Origin of the sequence: Providencia sp. PROV223, from assembly GCF_028479245.1 — a bacterium.
Classification (GTDB): domain Bacteria; phylum Pseudomonadota; class Gammaproteobacteria; order Enterobacterales; family Enterobacteriaceae; genus Providencia; species Providencia rettgeri.
The window spans coordinates 1-21,297 of the sequence record NZ_JAMPNG010000004.1 but is presented as its reverse complement, the minus strand read 5'-3'; the positions used below and the strand labels follow the sequence as shown (position 1 = coordinate 21,297).

At 40.2% G+C, this 21,297-nt stretch carries 17 protein-coding genes; 16 read left to right on the top strand and 1 reads right to left on the bottom strand.

Going from position 1 to position 21,297, the window contains the following annotated elements; translation table 11 throughout:
• The first annotated feature begins 8 nt into the window (after positions 1-8).
• From nrdE to emrB, 9 genes are all read left to right on the top strand, one after another.
• Entirely contained in the window at positions 9-2,141 is a 2,133-nt protein-coding gene (nrdE, locus tag PR767_RS06375) for a class 1b ribonucleoside-diphosphate reductase subunit alpha (RefSeq protein ID WP_211888889.1), read from the top strand.
• 12 nt (positions 2,142-2,153) lie between these two features.
• Positions 2,154-3,125 (top strand): class 1b ribonucleoside-diphosphate reductase subunit beta, encoded by a 972-nt coding sequence (gene nrdF, locus PR767_RS06370; protein ID WP_004908884.1) that lies wholly within the window; start codon positions 2,154-2,156, stop codon positions 3,123-3,125.
• A 728-nt stretch (positions 3,126-3,853) separates the two neighbouring features.
• Complete coding sequence (gene proV, locus PR767_RS06365) at positions 3,854-5,053, top strand: glycine betaine/L-proline ABC transporter ATP-binding protein ProV (RefSeq protein WP_004908883.1); 1,200 nt, start codon at positions 3,854-3,856, stop codon at positions 5,051-5,053.
• Entirely contained in the window at positions 5,046-6,221 is a 1,176-nt protein-coding gene (proW, locus tag PR767_RS06360; RefSeq protein WP_109913279.1) for a glycine betaine/L-proline ABC transporter permease ProW, read from the top strand. The genes proV and proW overlap by 8 nt, the downstream gene beginning before the upstream one ends.
• A gap of 102 nt (positions 6,222-6,323) precedes the next feature.
• Positions 6,324-7,319, top strand: a complete 996-nt coding sequence (proX, locus tag PR767_RS06355; protein ID WP_272520026.1) for a glycine betaine/L-proline ABC transporter substrate-binding protein ProX — start codon at positions 6,324-6,326, stop codon at positions 7,317-7,319.
• Between the two features lie 130 nt (positions 7,320-7,449).
• Entirely contained in the window at positions 7,450-8,649 is a 1,200-nt protein-coding gene (locus PR767_RS06350; RefSeq protein WP_210844978.1) for an MFS transporter, read from the top strand.
• Positions 8,650-9,312: 663 nt separating this feature from the next.
• On the top strand, positions 9,313-9,828 hold the full coding sequence (mprA, locus tag PR767_RS06345; RefSeq protein ID WP_109913276.1) for a transcriptional repressor MprA: 516 nt from the start codon (positions 9,313-9,315) through the stop codon (positions 9,826-9,828).
• Between the two features lie 216 nt (positions 9,829-10,044).
• On the top strand, positions 10,045-11,226 hold the full coding sequence (emrA, locus tag PR767_RS06340) for a multidrug efflux MFS transporter periplasmic adaptor subunit EmrA (protein ID WP_109913275.1): 1,182 nt from the start codon (positions 10,045-10,047) through the stop codon (positions 11,224-11,226).
• A gap of 14 nt (positions 11,227-11,240) precedes the next feature.
• Positions 11,241-12,779: a multidrug efflux MFS transporter permease subunit EmrB gene (gene emrB / locus PR767_RS06335; protein ID WP_109913274.1), complete on the top strand. Its 1,539-nt coding sequence runs from the start codon at positions 11,241-11,243 to the stop codon at positions 12,777-12,779.
• Positions 12,780-12,930: 151 nt separating this feature from the next.
• On the opposite strand, the gene PR767_RS06330 is transcribed toward emrB, so the two are convergent.
• On the bottom strand, positions 12,931-14,025 hold the full coding sequence (locus PR767_RS06330) for a tRNA/rRNA methyltransferase (RefSeq protein ID WP_110731775.1): 1,095 nt from the start codon (positions 14,023-14,025) through the stop codon (positions 12,931-12,933).
• A gap of 169 nt (positions 14,026-14,194) precedes the next feature.
• On the opposite strand from PR767_RS06330, the gene PR767_RS06325 reads away from it, so the two are divergent.
• The 7 genes from PR767_RS06325 to PR767_RS06295 all read left to right on the top strand — a co-directional run bounded on the left by PR767_RS06325 (position 14,195) and on the right by PR767_RS06295 (position 21,218).
• Positions 14,195-14,896, top strand: a complete 702-nt coding sequence (locus tag PR767_RS06325; protein ID WP_109913272.1) for a tRNA-uridine aminocarboxypropyltransferase — start codon at positions 14,195-14,197, stop codon at positions 14,894-14,896.
• 228 nt (positions 14,897-15,124) lie between these two features.
• Positions 15,125-17,770, top strand: a complete 2,646-nt coding sequence (locus PR767_RS06320) for a bifunctional acetate--CoA ligase family protein/GNAT family N-acetyltransferase (protein WP_109913271.1) — start codon at positions 15,125-15,127, stop codon at positions 17,768-17,770.
• 159 nt (positions 17,771-17,929) lie between these two features.
• Positions 17,930-19,285, top strand: a complete 1,356-nt coding sequence (gene pssA, locus PR767_RS06315; protein WP_272520089.1) for a CDP-diacylglycerol--serine O-phosphatidyltransferase — start codon at positions 17,930-17,932, stop codon at positions 19,283-19,285.
• A gap of 67 nt (positions 19,286-19,352) precedes the next feature.
• Positions 19,353-19,685 (top strand): YfiM family lipoprotein, encoded by a 333-nt coding sequence (locus PR767_RS06310; RefSeq protein ID WP_181937025.1) that lies wholly within the window; start codon positions 19,353-19,355, stop codon positions 19,683-19,685.
• Between the two features lie 118 nt (positions 19,686-19,803).
• Positions 19,804-20,127: an antibiotic biosynthesis monooxygenase family protein gene (locus tag PR767_RS06305; protein WP_109913268.1), complete on the top strand. Its 324-nt coding sequence runs from the start codon at positions 19,804-19,806 to the stop codon at positions 20,125-20,127.
• Positions 20,120-20,527 carry an amino acid-binding protein gene (locus PR767_RS06300; RefSeq protein WP_272520025.1) on the top strand — a complete coding sequence of 136 codons (408 nt, stop codon included), beginning with the start codon at positions 20,120-20,122 and terminating at the stop codon, positions 20,525-20,527. Before PR767_RS06305 ends, PR767_RS06300 begins: the two co-directional genes overlap by 8 nt.
• A complete protein-coding gene (locus tag PR767_RS06295; protein ID WP_228367195.1) occupies positions 20,508-21,218 on the top strand; it encodes an ArsR/SmtB family transcription factor in 711 nt (236 codons plus the stop codon). The genes PR767_RS06300 and PR767_RS06295 overlap by 20 nt, the downstream gene beginning before the upstream one ends.
• Positions 21,219-21,297 lie beyond the last annotated feature (79 nt).

Genomic DNA, 21,297 nt, shown 5'->3' with positions numbered 1-21,297 from the left:
TATTCCAAATGGATAAAATGCAAAATATATCAGATGTGGATTATCATGCGCTCAATGCGATGTTGAATTTATATGATAACGAAGGCCGTATTCAATTTGATAAAGACAAAGAAGCGGCTCATCACTATTTTCGACAGCATGTGAACCAAAACACCGTATTTTTCCATGATTTAAAAGAAAAGTTAGACTTTTTAGTACAAGAAAACTATTACGAAAACAGTGTATTAGAACAATATAACTTTGAATTTATCAAAGCACTGTTTAAACAGGCATACGCACACAAATTTCGTTTTCAAACGTTTCTCGGTGCCTTTAAATATTATACTAGCTATACGCTGAAAACCTTTGATGGTAAACGCTACCTCGAACGCTATGAAGATCGCGTCTGTATGGTTGCTTTAACCCTTGCTCAAGGGGATGAATCCCTTGCTAAGTTGTATGTCGATGAAATTATTACAGGTCGTTTTCAACCTGCAACTCCCACCTTCCTTAACTGCGGTAAAAAACAACGTGGTGAGTTAATCTCTTGTTTTCTTTTAAGAATTGAAGACAACATGGAATCCATTGGTCGCTCAGTCAATTCTGCTTTGCAGTTATCCAAACGCGGGGGCGGTGTTGCCTTTTTAATGACCAATTTACGAGAGCAAGGTGCCCCAATAAAACTAATTGAAAATCAATCTTCTGGCGTTGTTCCTGTTATGAAAATGTTAGAAGATGCTTTTTCTTATGCCAACCAATTAGGCGCAAGGCAAGGTGCCGGTGCCGTTTATTTGCACGCTCACCACCCTGATATCATGCGTTTTCTTGATACGAAGCGTGAAAATGCAGATGAAAAAATACGGATTAAAACACTGTCTTTAGGGGTAGTTATTCCTGATATCACTTTCCAGCTAGCGAAAGATAACCAGGACATGTATTTGTTTTCACCATATGATGTTGAACGCACCTATGGTGTCCCTATGTCTGAAATCAGTGTGACAGACAAATACCATGAAATGGTCAATAACAAAGCGATAAAAAAATACAAAATTAATGCTCGGGAATTTTTCCAAACTTTAGCTGAAATCCAGTTTGAATCAGGATATCCGTATATTTTATTTGAAGATACCGCGAATCGAGCCAACCCTATCGCAGGGCGCATTAATATGAGCAATCTGTGCTCAGAAATACTGCAGGTTAATCGCCCTAGTGTTTATGAAGACGATTTAAGCTATCAACAAATTGGTAAAGATATTAGCTGTAATTTAGGCTCCATGAATATTGCTAAAACGATGGATTCACCGAATTTCGCTCAATCAATAGCGGCTGCCGTTAGAGCACTGAGTGCGGTTTCAGATATGAGTAACATTCGTTCTGTCCCTTCCATTGCCGAAGGTAACCGACAATCACATGCGATTGGGTTAGGGCAAATGAATTTACATGGCTACTTGGCAAGAGAACATATCTATTATGGTTCAGAAGAAGCGCTCGATTTCACCAATATCTATTTTTATGCCGTCACCTATAACGCATTAAAAACATCCAATCAATTAGCTATTGAAAGAAAAACTGCATTTGTTGGTTTTGAACATTCAACTTATGCTTCTGGTGATTATTTTGATAAATATATCAACAATATTTGGCTACCAAAAACACAAACCGTTCAGGAATTATTCCGACGTTCGGGTATCGAAATTCCAACTCGTGAAGACTGGCAAGCCTTAAGACAGTCTGTTATTACCTATGGAATTTATAACCAAAACTTGCAAGCGATACCTCCGACAGGGTCTATCTCTTATATCAATAATTCAACATCAAGCATTCACCCCATTGTTTCACGAATTGAAATTCGTAAAGAAGGTAAGATTGGTCGTGTCTACTACCCTGCTCCTTTCATGACGAATGAGAACTTGGAATATTACCAAGATGCTTACCAAATCGGGCCTGAAAAAATTATTGATACTTATGCCATGGCAACTCAGCACGTTGACCAAGGTTTATCTTTGACTCTATTTTTTAAAGATGATGCCACCACGCGAGATATTAACCGAGCGCAAATATATGCTTGGCGAAAAGGAATCAAGACATTGTATTACATCCGATTACGCCAAACTGCCCTCGAAGGAACTGAAGTCGAAGGCTGCGTATCTTGCACTTTGTAATAGGAAAATATTATGACCACCAGCACATCTAGCACACCAGTAAAAGCCATTAACTGGAACCGTATTCAGGATGATAAAGACTTAGAAGTATGGAACCGATTAACAAGTAATTTTTGGCTTCCCGAAAAAGTGCCATTATCTAATGATATTCCTTCTTGGAATACTTTAACTGCTGCAGAAAAACAGCTAACAATACGTGTATTTACTGGCCTTACCCTGCTAGATACGATTCAAAATACAGTGGGTGCGCCTTGCTTAATGCCAGATGCACAAACACCTCACGAAGAAGCCGTTTTATCGAACATTAGCTTTATGGAAGCAGTACATGCGCGCTCTTATAGCTCAATATTTTCAACTCTCTGTTCAACGATTGATGTTGATGATGCATACCGCTGGAGTGAAGAAAATATTGCATTACAGAATAAAGCTAAGATCATCCTATCTTACTATTGTGATTCACACCCTTTAAAGAAAAAGATCGCAAGTGTCTTTTTAGAATCATTTTTGTTTTATTCGGGTTTCTATTTACCAATGTATTGGTCAAGTAGAGGAAAGTTAACCAATACCGCAGATCTTATACGTTTAATTATTCGAGATGAAGCCATACACGGCTATTATATTGGCTATAAATTTCAAAAGTCATTATCCCAATATGATGAGAATACTCAGAAAGAAATTAAGGATTTTGCTTTTTCATTATTATTCGATTTATATGAAAATGAAGTGAAATATACACAAGAACTTTATGACACAGTAGGTTGGTCGGAAGATGTCAAAAAATTCCTTCATTACAATGCCAATAAAGCATTAATGAATTTAGGTTATGAAGCCTTATTTCCTGATACCGTCACCGATGTAAGTGCAGCGATATTATCGGCTTTATCTCCTGATGCAAATGAAAATCATGATTTCTTTTCGGGCTCCGGTTCATCTTATATTATTGGTAAAGCAGTCAGTACCGAAGATGATGACTGGAACTTCTAATTGAACTGTTAATTTAATTTATCAATAAGAATCACTCACAACCAAATCCATACCATGATGAATTATAATAATTTTATTTGTCATGGTATTTTTTCGCTCAAAAAACAGCCGAATTAATTCGTTTTTTATATGTATATCTGTTTAATTGCTCATTTTTAATGAGTTAATCTGGCAATAATTTTTAATTCAATCAATTATCACCTTATTTTACATAAATTTATTTAATGAATTTGATATTAATTTCTATTTTTTCATCTATCAACCAAGCATTTATTCCACATAAAAATCGAATAAAATCGGCAACTCGCATATTGATTAAATTAGTGTGAATTATTTTCAATTAAATTCAATCCCACCAGTAAGTTAACTTTAATATAGAAACTATAAAAGCTATCATCATATAACTTAACATCGTTTTTATTTACATTAATCGCATCACATTTCATCTCTATTATTTTTGATTAATTATACTTAACCTAGGGTTGTCAGCTGATTTTATTATGCTAGGGTTTATTGCTTGCAAATTTTACTAATAACTCAAATGGAGAAATTTGAATTTAATCCATAATTAACTAACCCATTAAACCGAATATAGGAATCTCTGCCCTAATAATTTTCAAAGGATAATCATAGATAGGAAACATAATGTTAACTATCACTATAGAATTCATCACTTTCAATATAGGTAATTTGTCTTCCTTGTTGATTGAAAATTGGGTAAATAATATATGGCAATAAAATTACAAGTTAAAAATTTATATAAAATATTTGGGGACAATCCTGATCAAGCATTTAAGCTATTAGAGTCAGGTATGAATAAAGATGATATCTTTGAAAAAACAGGCCTTACCGTAGGTGTTCAAGATGTTAATCTGACGATTGAAGAAGGCGAAATCTTTGTTGTCATGGGACTTTCTGGCTCAGGAAAATCGACCTTGGTGCGCCTCCTCAATCGCCTGATAGAACCTACCAGCGGGCAAGTCATGATAGATGGAGAAGATATTTCCAATATTTCAGACAAAGCACTGCGCGAAGTTAGGCGAACAAAAATTAGTATGGTGTTTCAATCCTTTGCGCTGATGCCACATATGAACGTGATCGATAACACTGCTTTTGGTATGGAACTTTCTGGCATTCCAAAAGAAGAACGCCATAAGAAAGCCATGAGTGCGCTTGAGCAAGTTAATCTTGAAAAATGGGCTAATTCATACCCAGATGAGCTCTCTGGTGGGATGCGTCAACGTATCGGGTTAGCCAGAGCGCTAGCTAATGACCCTGATATTCTGTTAATGGACGAAGCGTTCTCCGCTCTCGACCCACTCATTCGTACTGAAATGCAAGATGAATTGCTATCCTTACAAGGGGATAAACAACGCACGATTGTCTTTATTTCTCATGATCTTGATGAAGCTATGAGAATTGGCGACCGTATTGCCATTATGCAAGGAGGCGTTGTCGTTCAAGTCGGCACACCTGATGAAATTCTCAATAATCCAGCAAATGACTATGTTAAGACCTTCTTCCGCGGTGTAGATATCAGCCAAGTATTCAGTGCGAAGGACATTGCACGCAGACGGCCTAATGCACTATTGCATATCGCACCGGGTTTTGGCCCTCGTTCAGCGCTAAAAGTCCTCAACGATGAAGACCGCTATCACGGTTATTTAATTTCTCGAGGACATACCTTTGCCGGTGTGGTTTCTGTTGAATCCTTAGAAAAAGCACTCCATGAAAAAGCTGGTATTGAAGCTGCAATATTAACTGATATCGAGCCAATTCAAGGTGATACATCCTTAAATGAAGTTATTTCTACCGTGGCACAAGCCCCTTGTGCTGTTCCGGTTATTAACGAAAAAAACCGCTATTTGGGCGTAATTTCAAAAGGAATGCTGTTACAGGCGCTGGATAAGGAGACACCAAATGAGTAAGCAGAATCAAGAAGCAACGAATACCCAACAAGACCCGTGGGCGGATACTGAAGCCACGAATACGCCAACACAAGGTACTGAGAATATACCGGCGGATGACCCATGGGCAGCAACAAGCTCTAGCGAAACAAATACCGCTGGGGATGATCCTTGGGGAAATGCATCAGACACAACCACACCTGCTGACACCAGTTCAAGTGATTGGCTTGATGCCACTCCAACAGATAGCATCATCCCCGATCAGTTTAATATTATGGATCCCTTCCAGCACACACTGATCCCTCTTGATTCGTGGGTTGCACATGCTATCGATTGGGTAGTACTTAACTTTCGTCCTGTATTCCAAGGAATTCGTGCCCCCATTGATTTTATTCTAAGTGGGTTTGAACAATTCCTCACCTCGCTACCATCCCCTGTTGCCATTATCATTTTCGCATTACTCGCTTGGCAATTAGCAGGACGCGCGATGGGGGTGGCCACATTTGTTTCGATGATAGCCATCGGAGCAATTGGTGCTTGGTCAGAAGCCATGGTGACTCTGTCTCTGGTTCTCACTTCTTTGCTGTTTTGTATTGTCATAGGATTGCCTCTGGGTATTTGGCTGGCACGTAGTGATAGAGCCGCTAAAGTTATTCGTCCATTACTTGATGCGATGCAAACCACACCAGCATTCGTCTATTTAGTCCCGATTGTTATGTTATTTGGTATCGGTAATGTACCTGGTGTTGTCGTCACTATTATATTTGCTTTACCGCCCATCATTCGTTTGACCATTTTAGGGATCAAACAAGTTCCAGCTGATTTAATTGAAGCCGCTGAATCATTTGGTGCAAGCCCTCGCCAAATGTTGTTTAAAGTGCAATTACCATTAGCGATGCCAACCATTATGGCTGGGGTCAACCAAACCTTGATGTTAGCACTGTCAATGGTCGTTATCGCTTCAATGATTGCTGTTGGGGGCTTAGGCCAAATGGTCTTACGGGGTATTGGTCGACTTGATATGGGGCTCGCATCTGTCGGAGGGGTCGGTATTGTTATTCTAGCTATCATCTTAGACCGTTTTACCCAATCTTTAGGGCAAGATACTCGTGGCAAAACATCATGCCGCTGGTACCAAAAAGGGCCTATTGGGTTAGTTATGCGCCCATTTTGTAAAAAAAACCATTAATCAAAACATCCTCCATTCACCTGAGTGCCATTCATATGGCACCTAACTTGGCACTTAGCATGAAAGCCAAGCTCGCTGCGAAAAAACAGAGGGAACAATATAATGAAACATAAAATCATTCTTGCATCTGCACTAACAGCCATGTTTGCCGTTCCATTTGCCGGTGCTAACGATCTGCCGGGTAAAGGAATCAAAATTAACCCAGTGCAAAGCACGATCAGTGAAGAAACATTCCAAACACTGATTGTGGCGAAAGCCCTTGAAGAACTTGGCTATGATGTTCAGCCTATCAAAGAAGTCGACTATAACGTAGCTTACGCATCCATTGCGAACGGCGATGCGACTTACCTAGCCACCAGCTGGGTTCCTTTACATAACGCACAATATGACGCTGCTGGCGGCGATAATGTATTCTATCGTCAAGGGAATTATGTTGTTAATGCGGCTCAAGGCTACCTCATCGACAAAAAAACGGCTGAAAAATACAATATTACCAATGTTGAACAACTCAAAGATCCTAAAATTGCCAAGCTCTTTGATTCAAATGGCAATGGTAAAGCGGATTTAACGGGATGCAACCCAGGTTGGGGCTGTGAAGCGGCCATCAATAACCATTTAAAAGCCTATGACCTAGAAAAAACGGTCGACCATAACCAAGGTAACTATGCGGCGATGATGGCTGACACCATTACCCGATATAAAGAAGGTAAGCCTATTTTATATTATACGTGGACGCCTTATTGGATAAGTGATGTCCTCAAGCCGGGTCGTGATGTAGTTTGGTTAGAAGTGCCATTCTCTTCAATGCCAAATGGTGAAAAAACAGACACCACATTATCTAACGGAAAAAATTATGGTTTCCCACCAAATACCATGCATATCGTCGCCAATAAAAAATGGGCTGCGGATAACCCAGCAGCAGCAAAATTATTTGAAGTGATGAAGCTACCTATTGCCGATATCAATGCACAGAACTTAAGAATGCATAACGGTGAGGCGTCACAATCGGATATTCAACGCCACACAAATGCGTGGATCAAAGCCCATCAATCCACTTTTGATGGTTGGGTAAAGGAAGCGCAAGCAGCCGCTAAGTAAAAATAAACAAACCGATTAATAACCTCAGCCACCCTAGCCGGTGGCTTTTTTGCATCAATGACAAAAAGAAATAAACCAAGGTAATAAATTTTGTTTATAGTAGTCACCTAGCTAATAATAGGTAATCCTCATGAAACAGACCCAAACTGCAGAGCTGACAACGGGCCTCACTATTTTAATGGCCATTGCCACAGGTCTTGTCGTTGCCAGTAATTACTATGCTCAACCGCTTTTAGAGACCATTGCGGGGCAGTTTAATTTAACAACCAATATGGCTGGGTTTATTGTCACCGCCGCCCAACTCGGTTATGCCGCAGGTTTACTATTTTTAGTCCCTTTGGGCGACTTATTTGAGCGTAAACGCTTAATTTTAACCATGACCTTTCTTTCTGCATTAGGGTTATTAATTACAGCGCTTTCAAATAATATTTGGCAAATCCTTTTAGGTACCGCCCTTACAGGGCTATTTTCTGTTGTTGCACAAGTTTTGATCCCTCTCGCGGCATCTATTGCTAAGCCACATAAACGAGGCAAAGCGGTAGGAATGATTATGAGTGGTTTATTGCTAGGTATTTTACTTGCGAGAACTGTATCGGGTGCTGTTGCTATGGTCGGTGGCTGGCGTGCTATCTATTGGGTGGCCTTTGCGCTATTGATGCTATTAATGATTGTTCTAGCCATTAAACTTCCACGTTATCATCAAAAAACTAACTTAAACTACTTTCAGCTGATTTGCTCTATTGGCCGGCTATTTTTCGGCACTCCAGTGCTCGCGGTACGCGCTTCTCTCGGTGCACTATCATTTGCTAATTTTGGTTTACTTTGGACCGCAATGGCTTTCTTGTTAGCCAGCCCGCCATTCAATTATTCCGAAGGGACTATTGGTTTATTTGGCTTAGTCGGTGCTGCAGGTGCACTTATGGCTTCCCAAGCAGGGCATCTTGTCGATAAAGGAAAAGGAAAGCGCATTACGACTATTGGATTGGTATTATTGCTATTGTCCTGGATACCTATCGGCTTAGCTAAATATTCCCTCGTTGCATTTATCATTGGTGTATTAGTGTTAGACCTTGCAGTGCAAGCCGTCCATGTCACTAGTCAGAGTACGTTATATCGTATATTACCAGAAGCTCGTAACCGCCTAACCGCTGGCTATATGACCAGTTATTTTATTGGAGGCGCTCTAGGGTCTCTCCTTTCAGGTTATGCCTATGAACATGCGGGTTGGGAGGGCGTTGCGGTTGCAGGTGCAATCTTGACCACCATAAGTTTAATTATTTGGGCTATAGGGATTCGCTTTGATCCCGTCATCACCACAACTGATGACTAAATATGACTCATACCGATATCAATACGTTTTTAGATAAAAATTAACGAGCCCACACATCAATATATAAAAAGTTATAATGCATTAAAAATATACGGTTCAATTTTATCCATCCAATACGTTGAATATTGAATAAATAAACAGCCCATCACAGAACTGATAGTTATCAACTGTAATAGTAAACAAAGTAAATATTAGTGAATGACACAGTTAAACAAATACAATGACTCGATAAAAAGGTAGTATTCCTGTTAATAAATTAAATTACTGTTTCATCAAATAATGTTTTAATTATACAAAAATAAGTAATTACACCTACACATTGAAAATATCTATCTAACTTGTAATTATTGGGTAACAAAAAAAATGGTATTGAGTTAATGTCATGTGATTATATATTGTTTTGTATGATTGGAATTAGCCTTTAATTTAGTATTAGGTTGGTTGTTTTATAGTCAAAATTAACGCACTCTGAGTGAAATAGTCGATAGGCTATGCTAAAACTGGCGAATTACATTCATAAAATTTATGAATCATGTATCATTATCAAAATAAAATCGGCGATATTAATTAAGTATAATTGCTAATTCTATCTTTTAATATACCATTTAGATGGTTGATGACAGTTGTAATCTTACCAACTGAAACTAATAAGGTATCCCAATAATGGAAAGTTCATTTACACCGACTGAAGAGCTACTCAATGCTCGTGTAGAACAACAAGATTCACATGAAAGTCCTATTCCGTATCAAGAAATTCTGCTAACACGCTTATGCATGCATGTTCATGGAAAATTACTTGAAACTCGGAATAATATGTTAAGGTCTCAAGGTATCAATGAAACACTGTTTATGGCACTCATGATCCTTGATACAAAAGACTCCCGCAGTATTCAGCCATCTGAACTCAGTGCTGCTCTTGGTTCCTCAAGAACCAATGCGACACGAATTGCAGATGAACTGGAAAAAAATGGTTGGATTGAACGCAAAGAAAGTCACAACGATAGACGTTGCCTTCATCTACACCTCACAGAAAAAGGGACTGAATTTTTAAATGGTCTATTGCCACCTCAACACAGCGCATTAATTGATATTTGGTCTGTTTTAGATACTGATGAAAAACAACAGCTTGACACGCTGATGCGTAAATTACTGACAAAACTAGATACTATAAAAGATTGACCACAGAAATTGTAAGGTTAATGTATTTGAGCCATTCTTTAGCTCAAAGCTGAAAAAATACTTTTCAGCCAATAATATTTCATTATCCTTTCAGCCTTATGCTTTACGATATCCCATCAAACAGCAAAATCATTTGTAGTCTCAGTTTCCAGTGGTTAATACCTAACTACTGGAAACAACCGTGATCCTTATCCATAGAAGTGGAGAAATACGAGTATGAGTTCCCCTGAGGAAATGCAACAAACGCAAACTCCCCAACGAAATAAAAAAAGACAACGCAAAAGTGCGCTTATCTTTTTGACTCTATTATTTATTATTATAGGCGTTGGCTGGGTGGTCTACTGGTATCTCGTTCTTCGCCACTATGAATCAACTGACAACGCTTATGTCGCGGGTAACCAAGTACAAATACAATCCCAAGTTTCTGGGAGCGTTATGACAGTCAATGTGGATAATACCGATTTCGTGACAAGTGGAACTGTTTTGGTTGAACTAGACCCACGTGATGCAGAATTAACACTCGATAAAGCAAAAACAGAATTAGCGAATAGTGTACGCCAGACTCGCCAGCACATGGTTAATAGCCGCCAGCTACAAGCCAATATTGACGTAAAACGGTCTGAATTAAACCGCTTACAGAATGATTTAAAACGTCGCGAAGTTTTAGGCAGTAGCCATGTCATCGGTAAAGAAGAACTACAACACGCGAGAGAAGCCGTTGTCAGTGCAAAAGCAGCATTAGACATGGCAATAGAACAATATAATGCTAATCAAGCCATTGTTTTGAATACCGCAATTGAAAAACAACCCGCAGTAGAACAGGCCGCGACACAAGTTAGAAACGCTTGGCTCACCCTACAACGGACGAAGATCGTCAGCCCTGTTGATGGCTATGTTTCACGTCGCAGTGTGCAAGTGGGTTCACAAATTACCCCTTCAACACCATTAATGGCCATTGTCCCTTCCAATGGTATGTGGATTGATGCGAACTTTAAAGAAACACAACTTGCGGACATGCGTATCGGCCAACCTGCGAAAGTCACGACTGATTTTTACGGTAAAGATATCGTGTTTAACGGTACTGTAGTTGGGCTTGATATGGGAACAGGTAGCGCATTCTCTTTATTACCTGCACAAAATGCCAGTGGTAACTGGATCAAGGTAGTCCAACGCCTCCCCGTGCGTATTGCCTTAGATGAAACTCAGCTTGAAGAGCATCCACTACGTATCGGTTTATCCACCGAAGTTACGGTTGATACATTAGATAAAAACGGCAAAGTGCTTTCTAAAGGGATGCGCGCTACTCCTGCTTATCATACTGCTGCATTAGCTGTGGATATGTCTCCTGCAGACAAAATAGTTACTGAGATAATTAATAATAACCTAGAGAATCAATAGGTGGAGGTGCAATCGTGACGACAGCACCTTTAACGGGATCTAAACTCGCATGGATGACGATTGCCCTTTCATTGGCAACATTTATGCAAGTTCTTGATTCTACAATTGCTAACGTAGCTATTCCGACCATTGCTGGAAATTTAGGGGCTTCCAATTCACAAGGAACATGGGTAATAACCTCTTTCGGTGTTGCTAATGCAATTTCCATCCCTGTTACTGGTTGGTTAGCGCGTAGAATCGGTGAAGTCAGGCTATTTTTATGGTCCACTGGCTTGTTCGCTTTAACTTCATGGCTGTGCGGTATTTCTGGCAGCCTAGAGATGTTGATCTTATTTCGTGTTTTACAAGGTTTAGTCGCAGGGCCTCTCATTCCTTTGTCTCAAAGCCTACTGCTTAATAATTATCCTCCAGCCAAGCGCAACATGGCCCTCGCCCTTTGGTCAATGACTATCGTTATTGCACCTATTTGCGGACCGATTCTTGGTGGTTATATTAGTGATAACTACCATTGGGGCTGGATATTCTTTATCAATGTGCCATTTAGTATTGCAATCATTTTTGCAATCATGCGTACCTTAAAAGGCCGTGAAACTAAAATATCTATTCAGCGTATTGATACTATTGGTTTGGTACTATTGGTTGTCGGTATTGGTGCTTTACAAATCATGCTTGACCAAGGCAAAGAGCTGGATTGGTTTAACTCGACTGAAATTATCGTCCTAACCGTTATTGCCGTTGTCGCTATCGCCTTCTTAATTGTCTGGGAACTCACCGATGACCATCCCGTCATCGACTTATCCCTGTTTAAAGAACGCAATTTTACGATTGGCTGTTTATCCCTAAGTTTGGCTTACATGCTCTATTTCGGGACGATTGTACTACTGCCGCAATTGCTACAAGAGGTTTATGGCTATACTGCGACCTGGGCAGGGCTAGCCTCTGCTCCTGTAGGGTTATTACCGCTACTGATTACGCCAATTATAGGGCGTTTTGGTAACCGAATTGATATGCGTTATTTAGTGACATTCAGCTTTATTATCTATGCAGTTTGTTACTATTGGCGTGCTTATACATTCGAACCTGGAATGAGTTTTGCCGAGGCCGCTTGGCCGCAATTTGTGCAAGGTTTAGCTATCGCTTGTTTCTTTATGCCTTTGACAACCATTACATTATCTGGCCTACCACCAGAAAAAATGGCCTCTGCATCCAGTTTATCTAACTTCACTCGTACCTTAGCTGGAGCCATCGGGACATCAATCACAACGACCATGTGGACCCAAAGAGAGTCAATGCATCATGAAAACCTCACTGAATTTGTTAACCCATACAACCCAAATGCCCAACAGATGTACAGCGAGCTGGCAAAAATTGGTATGAATGAGCAGCAAAGTTCGGCATACCTCGCTAAAACGATCACTGACCAAGGACTGATTATGTCAGCAAATGAGATATTTTGGCTCTCAGCTGGAATTTTCATCCTACTAATGGTCATTGTCTGGTTCGCTAAGCCACCATTTGGGGCAGGTTCGAAAGACGGCGGTGGTGCTCATTAATCAGCCCAACCCCATATAATTTTATGGGAGGCTATTGGCAAAATACTCTTACTGATTCAGTAAGTTGTCTTCATGACAGAAATAAAAAAGCCATACAACTGGGATATGCATCCTTTATGTATGGCTTTATTTTTCTTATAAAACGTAAGGATTATTTAACTTGGTTTTGTTGCCACCACTGGGCCAACATAATTCCCGTTGCAACAGAGACATTCAAGCTTTCCACTTTACCTGTTCCACCGATATACAAACTCATATCGCCTTGATCCCACGTACTATCACTTAAACCATCACTCTCTTGGCCTAAAACTAGTACCATTTTGGCGGGTAACTTCGCTTTTGCGAGATCTTGACTGCCTTTATGGCTAGAAGTCGTCACAATGGTGTAGCCTGCTTTACGGAATTTATCCAAAGTGTCAGTCAGCCCATCAGCATCAATCGCCTTAATATGCTCAGCCCCACCTTCTGCGGTACGAATTGCTGCACCTGACTCCAACATGCCAGCATCTTGTAAAATAACGCCTTTTACGCCAAAGTGGGCACAACTACGCATCATTCCACCTAGATTATGTGGATTCCCCACATCTTCAAGTGCCAATACGCAATCTTTTTCTGCGGCTTGTTGTAAATACGCATCCGCACTCATTCCACCACGTTTTTTGATGATAAAACAGACACCACCATGATGTTCGGTTCCTGATGCTTTCGATAACTCTTCGTCATCTACCACGTGGTAAGCCTTGCGATTTGCCGCCATCCATTTTAACGCGTCTCGAAAACGCGGCGTAACGGATTGTAAGAACCATGCACGAACAATCGCATCAGGGCGGTTTTTAAACATAGCTTGGCAGGCATTCTCACCATAGATACGAGTTTCTTCCTGGCGCTGCTTACGTAGTTGTTCAGGATCTATTTGACTCTTGCCAACAATTCCGCCGTGGTCATTCGCTAATTCTTCGCTATCTGGCTTTGAAACAGTGCGCCATGGCGAACGTTCACGAGATACCTCATTTCGGTTATCGGAGCGACGCCCTTCACGACTTCCTTCAGGGCGATTTGAGCGGCCACCACGATCTTGACGGGCCCCCTCTCGTCTATCGCCACCACGCTTGTCATTACCACGCCTATCGTCACGGCCACCGCCTCGGCGTTTGTCATTACCTTTATTATTGTCCTGCTCTTCACTGCGGACATACATCACTTTTACTTTGCCGTTTTTACCACTAAAATCATTCGAGTCGTTCATCACTATCCCCTACTAAGCTATGGCGCGAAGATTACATGATGTTGCATGGCTACGCTACCGATTCACACTATTATCTCATCTAAAAGTTATTGAATATACTTCTATCGCATAGAAATCGTTTTGCGTACAATATGTGCCTTCATTTTAGACCTAAAAAATATCACTCAACATGACTTCGAATGCCGTTTATCACTTGCGTCAACAGCGCCTCGCATTATCAACTAAACCATTTAAAGCGCGAGGCTGCCGAGTAAAACGTTGCCAATATTGCTTGTTACCTATCCCACAATGCCTGTGCCAAGATACCGTATCGTCACAAGCAAAAAGTCAATTCTGCTTGATTATGTTTGATGGTGAAGTATTTAAGCCAAGTAATACGGGAAAATTGATTGCGGATGTTTTGCCCAACACTTTGGCCTTTCAGTGGTCAAGGACAGAGCCTGATGCGCAGCTACTGGCAGCATTACAAGACACCACAAGGCAACCTTACCTCATTTTCCCAGAAAGCTACGCTCAAAATGAACGCGTCGTAGTCAACGAGCCTACTTTGTCGGATAAACCCGCTTTATTTATTTTACTCGATGGGACCTGGCCAGAAGCACGTAAAATGTTTCGGAAAAGCCCTTATCTTAATGATATTCCAATGCTTTCAATTAATACCAAAGCAAGGAGTGATTACTTACTACGTACACCATCAAGGGAAGAGCAACATTGTACCGCTGAAGTTGCAGCTACCGTTTTAGAATTAGCGGGAGATTTAAACGCTTCACAACAACTCTTTAGCCATTTCAATTTGTTCCGTCAAAAATACCTTGAAGGAAAGCCGCATCACCCTATTGCACAGATGCTACTCACTGAATCTCACCTCTAACTATTTATTGGTACTATTTTTCTCTTTCTTTTCGAGCCTAGTACCATTAAATGATAACTTTTAGATAATCGTGCTGATAAAACGTGAACGTGCTTGTATAAATTAATTAAACTCACCAGATAAACTAGCGCAATCGCAAAGATAAGGCATAGTATTCATAAGTATCACTCAGCCACTTTTTACCTATTGAACGCTTATCTCGTTCAGCAAAGCAAAGGGTTATCAACTATGGGTTTAGTCAGTCAGTTAGAATCTTTATTCAGGCCAAAGTCTATCGTTGTCGTTGGAGCATCTGAAAATCCTGGCCGTGCAGGTTCGGTGATGATGAAAAACCTACTTACCAGCGGCTTTAAAGGCCCTATTTTACCTGTTAACCCAAACCGAAACTCTGTCCTTGGCGTACTTGCTTATCCTTCCATAGATAAATTGCCACTCAAACCCGACCTTGCCGTTATCTGCACGCATTACTCACGTAATATCGCCTGTTTACAGCAATTAGGGGAAGCCGGCTGTAAAGTGGTTATTATTTTATCATCCCCTTCCATTCAGTTTAATGAATTAAAAAAAGTCGCCCAGCAATATCAAATTCGCCTATTAGGCCCGAATAGCCTCGGTTTTCTCGCCCCATGGCAAGGATTGAATGCCAGTTTCTCCCCGATTCCAATCTTAAAAGGGAAACTCGCGTTTATCTCACAATCTGCTGCTGTATCAAATACCGTTCTGGATTGGGCAAGGCACCGAGACATCGGTTTTTCTTATTTTATTGCCCTTGGTGATAGCATCGATATTGATATTGACGATTTACTCGATTATTTAGCCCGTGATAGCAAAACCAGTGCAATTTTGCTGTATCTCGAAAGTATTAGTGATGCGCGACGTTTCTTATCCTCATCTCGCAGTGCTTCACGTAATAAACCTATATTAGTAATAAAAAGCGGTCGAACCCGCAAAGCACAAGAACTTCTAGGCGATAAACCGAGCCTAGATGCCGCTTATGACGCCGCTATCCAACGTGCTGGGCTACTTCGCGTGCAAGATACTCACGAAATGTTTTCTGCGGTTGAAACATTAAGCTATATGACACCATTACGCGGTGAACGCCTCTCTATTATGAGCAACGGTTCTGCACCCGCAGCGATGGCATTAGACGAACTTCTCTTGCGTAGTGGCAAACTTGCAACGTTAAGTGTTGAAACAGAAAATGAATTAAGCTCCCTGTTACCTCTTGATTTATCGACGAAAAACCCAATTGACTTGGGGGATGATTCCACCGTTGAGCGCTACATCAATGTACTGAACAAAATGCTCGACAGCCACGACCATGACGCTTTATTGCTTATCCACACTCCCAGTGCGATAACGGAAAGTAAAGCCATGGCAGAAAAAATTATTAAAACGATTAAGCAGCACCCACGAGGAAAATGGCTAACCATCTTAACCAACTGGTGTGGAGAATATTCATCTCAAGAATCTCGCAGGCTATTTAGTGAAGCAGGGATCCCAACCTACCGTACTCCAGAAGGGGCAATCACAGCATACATGCATATGGTGGAATATCGCCGTAACCAAAAACAACTCAAAGAAACTCCGGCTTTACCTATTGGTATTACAGCGAATACTCAACAAGCTCATGAATATATTCAACAAGCACTGGAAAATAATAAGCTACACTTGGATACACATGAAGTTCAACCTATTTTAAAAGCCTACGGGTTAAATAGCTTACCCACATGGATAGCACACTCTAGTAATGAAGCCATTGAAATTGCAGAAAAAATTGGCTATCCCGTCGCCTTGAAATTACGCTCTCCTGATATTGTTCATAAGTCAGAAGTACAAGGGGTCATGCTCTATTTACGCAATGCTAAAGAGGTAGAAGATGCAGCTAAAGCGATTATGGAACGTGTTTCAACAAATTTCCCTAATGCACGAATTGAAGGCCTGTTGGTACAAAGTATGGCCAATCGAGCTGGCGCTCAAGAACTCAGAATCGCTGTTGAGCTAGACCCTGTTTTTGGCCCTCTCATCATGTTAGGAGAAGGTGGTATTGAGTGGCAACAAGAGAGCCAAGCTGCTGTCGCTCTTCCCCCGCTAAATATGGCTTTAGCTCGCTACCAAGTTATCAATGCCATCAAAAGTTACAAAATCAAATCTCGAAGTGCTTTAGAACCTTTAAATATCATAGGGTTGTCAGCTTTATTAGTGCGCGTTTCAAATTTAATTATTGATTGCCCAAATATTACAAGGTTAGACATTCACCCATTACTTGCCTCAGGGGATGAATTCACTTTACTTGATGTCTCCATGACTCTAAGCCCAACAGATGATGCAACAACATCTAGGCTGGCAATTCGCCCTTACCCTAGTGAACTCGAAGAAACGATTCATTTAAAAGAAGACCTTACCTGTTTACTACGTCCGATCCTCCCTGAAGATGAGCCTTTGCTAAAATCCTTTATAGAACAAGTTACTAAAGAGGATCTTTATTATCGCTACTTTAGCGAAATTAGTGAGTTTACCCATGATGATCTCGCCAATATGACTCAGATTGATTATGATCGGGAAATGGCTTTTGTTGCGGTAAGAAACCCCAATACATCTCCTGAAATTATAGGTGTAACACGGGCTATGGCGGATCCTGATAACCAAGAAGCTGAATTTGCAGTACTGGTTCGTTCCGACATGAAGGGGCAAACGCTCGGTTATCAACTGATGCAAAAGTTACTTAACTATACTCGGAGCCACGGCATTAAAAAACTGACGGCAATAACCATGCCTGAAAACCGTAATATGATTAGCCTAGCGAAAAAACTCGGCTTTGAAATTGACGTTCAGTTTGAAGATGGAGTAGTTAATCTGACACTGCACTTATAGAAATATCCAAGAATACGGCTCAACTTGTATAGTAATTAAACAAGTCGTCAATTTATACTAAATGGTTTGGCTAAATATGCTATCATCCATAGATCATTCGCTTAAAAATGTGCGCAAAGCGAGTTGCTATTAGACTAATAAGAGAAAATTCACACTGTGATGTTGTCAAAATTAAAACAAGCAAAACATCAACAATATTTGGTCAGTTTGCCAAAACTATCTCAAGAAATTGCTGATGTAAAAACGCTATATAAGACAGAAGATTTTCGTGATGAACTGCTTAAACAAATCTCTCAGGCTCAAAATACTATCTACATAACGGCTTTGTATTTAGAGAAAGACGATGCAGGTAAAGACGTACTTCATGCTCTATATGCTGCAAAACAAGCTAATACATCATTGGATATCAAAATTCTCGTAGACTGGCACCGTGCTCAACGAGGCCGGATAGGGGCTGCTGCAAATGCCACAAACGCCGATTGGTATTACGATGTTGCAAAACATTACCCTGAAATTGAAATTCCTATCTACGGTATTCCTGTAAATACACGGGAAGCACTAGGTGTTCTGCACCTAAAAGGCTTTTTATTTGATGATACTCTGCTCTATAGCGGTGCAAGTATTAATGACGTCTATTTACAGCGTCATAATAAATACCGTTATGACCGTTATCACCTTATCAAAAACAGCCAACTTACCGCATCAATGAAAAAATTTATTGATGACGCATTACTACAGTCTGATGCCATTCATCTATTAAATACACCGAATCGGCCAAAAACAGCTGAGTTTAAGCACCTAATTAAGCAATTTCGTTTGGCCTTACGGGGAGCGTCCTATCAATTTTCAGGAAACGCATCAAATGATGAGTTGTCTGTCACTCCCTTTGTTGGCCTCGGCAAGAAAAACGATTTAAACCGTGTTATCACTCATTTAATGGGTGCAACAAATAATAAACTAACAATCTGCACGCCTTATTTTAATTTACCTGCGGTGTTAGTCAGAGTTATTAGTCGGTTACTCCGTGATGGCAAACAAGTAGAAATTATCATTGGCGACAAAACTGCCAATGACTTCTACATCCCACCTGAAGAACCCTTTAAAATAATTGGTGCGTTACCATACCTTTATGAGATCAATCTGCGCCGTTTTGTTAGTCGCTTGCAACGCTTTATTGATAGCCAGCAGTTAACAGTTAGGCTCTGGAAAGACGCAGACAATACCTATCATCTAAAGGGGATGTGGGTTGATAATCACTGGCAATTGATCACGGGTAACAACTTAAACCCACGCGCTTGGGGGTTAGATCTTGAAAACGCAGTATTAATTCACGACCCAAAACAACAGTTGCAAGAGCAACGCAATCACGAGCTAGAGTGTATTCGAACTCATACTAAGGTTGTTAGCCATTTTCGTGAATTAGACAGTATTCAAACCTATCCTGTTAAAGTGAAAAAATTAATCCGACGTCTACGTCGAATACGAGTGGATCGGTTAATTAGTCGGATTTTATAATACATCTCAATTTAGCGTCACTTAAGTGACGCTTTTTACATTCATCATCTGGATAATGATACCTAATATGTTTAAGCCATTAATTTTTAGCTTACTTATATTTTCCATCACAGGATGCAGTGGTTTTCATTGGTCCAATGACAATTGGCAAGGCAAAGATAAAGCACAACATTTTGCATTTTCAGCCGCTATGGCTGCAGCGGGTAACGCTTATGCAGACAAACAAAATATACAACACCGCGATGCTGCCATATTCGGTATTCTATTCTCAGTTTCTCTTGGCGCAGCAAAAGAGCTTTATGACAGCAGGCCTGCTGGTACGGGGTGGAGTTGGCATGATTTTGCCTATGATGTTGCAGGGTCAATAGCGGGTTATAGTTTATATCAGTCCTTAAAGTAACCCTCTCCTTACTTCCCATTCTTTTAAATTCCCCTGCTATTTTCAATATTTCGCTCACCATCGAAGTATCTCTTAATTAACCCTTTATAGTTGAGCTCTCAATATTAAGGAGAGACTCATGATCGCAGTGATTTTCGAAGCCATCCCAGTACCAGAACAAAAAAATCGTTATTTTGAACTAGCCGGTCAACTAAAATCTGAACTTATGCGCATAGAAGGGTTTATTTCGGTTGAACGTTTTCAAAGTATAACCACTGAAGGAAAAATTCTCTCACTTTCGTGGTGGGAAACAGAAGAAGCCGTAAAAAATTGGAAAAAACATTTCATGCATATTGAAGCACAAGTTGAAGGACAACAAACCATTTTTTCTCATTATAGAATTCGAATTGCTAATACCCTAAAGGATTACTCATTCAATAAAGAGGATAATTTTAATGTATGATATTCATGTGATTATTGAAAACCAAGTGGGTGCTTTAGCACTATTGGCGACAACATTAGGGAAACATGGTATTGGCCTTGAAGGTGGTGGTGTTTTTTCTATCGAAGAAAAAAGCCATGCTCACTTTCTCGTCACCCAGCCAGAAAAAGCAAGCAATGCTCTGGCTACAGTAGGGCTGAAGATTGAAAGTATTTCAAAACCTGTGATCCGCAAATTAAAACAAGAACGCCCAGGCGAACTTGGAGAAATTGTTTCTCTGCTTGCACGCCACCAAATTAATATCTTAGTCCAATATAGCGACCATAATAACAGGCTAATATTAATAACAGACAATAATATATTAACTACTGAAGTTACAAAGAAGTGGGAAAACCTACCATATGATACCAAGCAAAAATAGTATTCTCATTGAAGAAAAAGAACCATTAGAGAAATCTATCGCAAAAGTTGCATTTGCGATTGCTGACCCTTCAAGAGTCAGCATTTTGTGTGCATTAATGGATGGTAGGGCATGGACAGCAACAGAATTAAGTGCAGTTGCAGATATAGCACCATCAACAACGAGCGCACACCTCACTAAGCTATTAAATAGCCACTTAATTAGCTGTCTATCTCAAGGAAGGCACCGGTATTACCGACTTGCAGGCTCAGATATTGCCGAATTATTAGAAACATTAATGGGGGTATCCATTAAATTAGAGTATACCCCAACAATAGCAACACCTATTCATCTGCGAAAAGCACGTACTTGCTATGATCACTTAGCAGGGGAAGTTGCTGTTCAGATCTACGAATTTATGGATAAAAATGGTTGGTTTACCGCTAAAGAAAACAAGTTATCAGATATTGGTATGGCGCAATTTAAAAAATTTGGGATAGATATTATTCCTCATACAAAACGAAAAATAGCATGCGCTTGCTTGGATTGGAGTGAAAGGCGTATGCACCTAGGAGGACTTGCAGGAGCCTTGCTACTACAATTCTTTGAAAAAAAAAGATGGATAGATAAAGCAAAAGGCTATAGAGAAATTACTTTTACTTCCAATGGTAAAAAAGCTTTAAAACGTATTTTTGATATTAATATCGGTTAACCTAAAATAGGCATTATCGATAAAATTCAGTATGTTATCAATACAAAAAAGCCTCGTGATTTTTATCACGAGGCTTCGA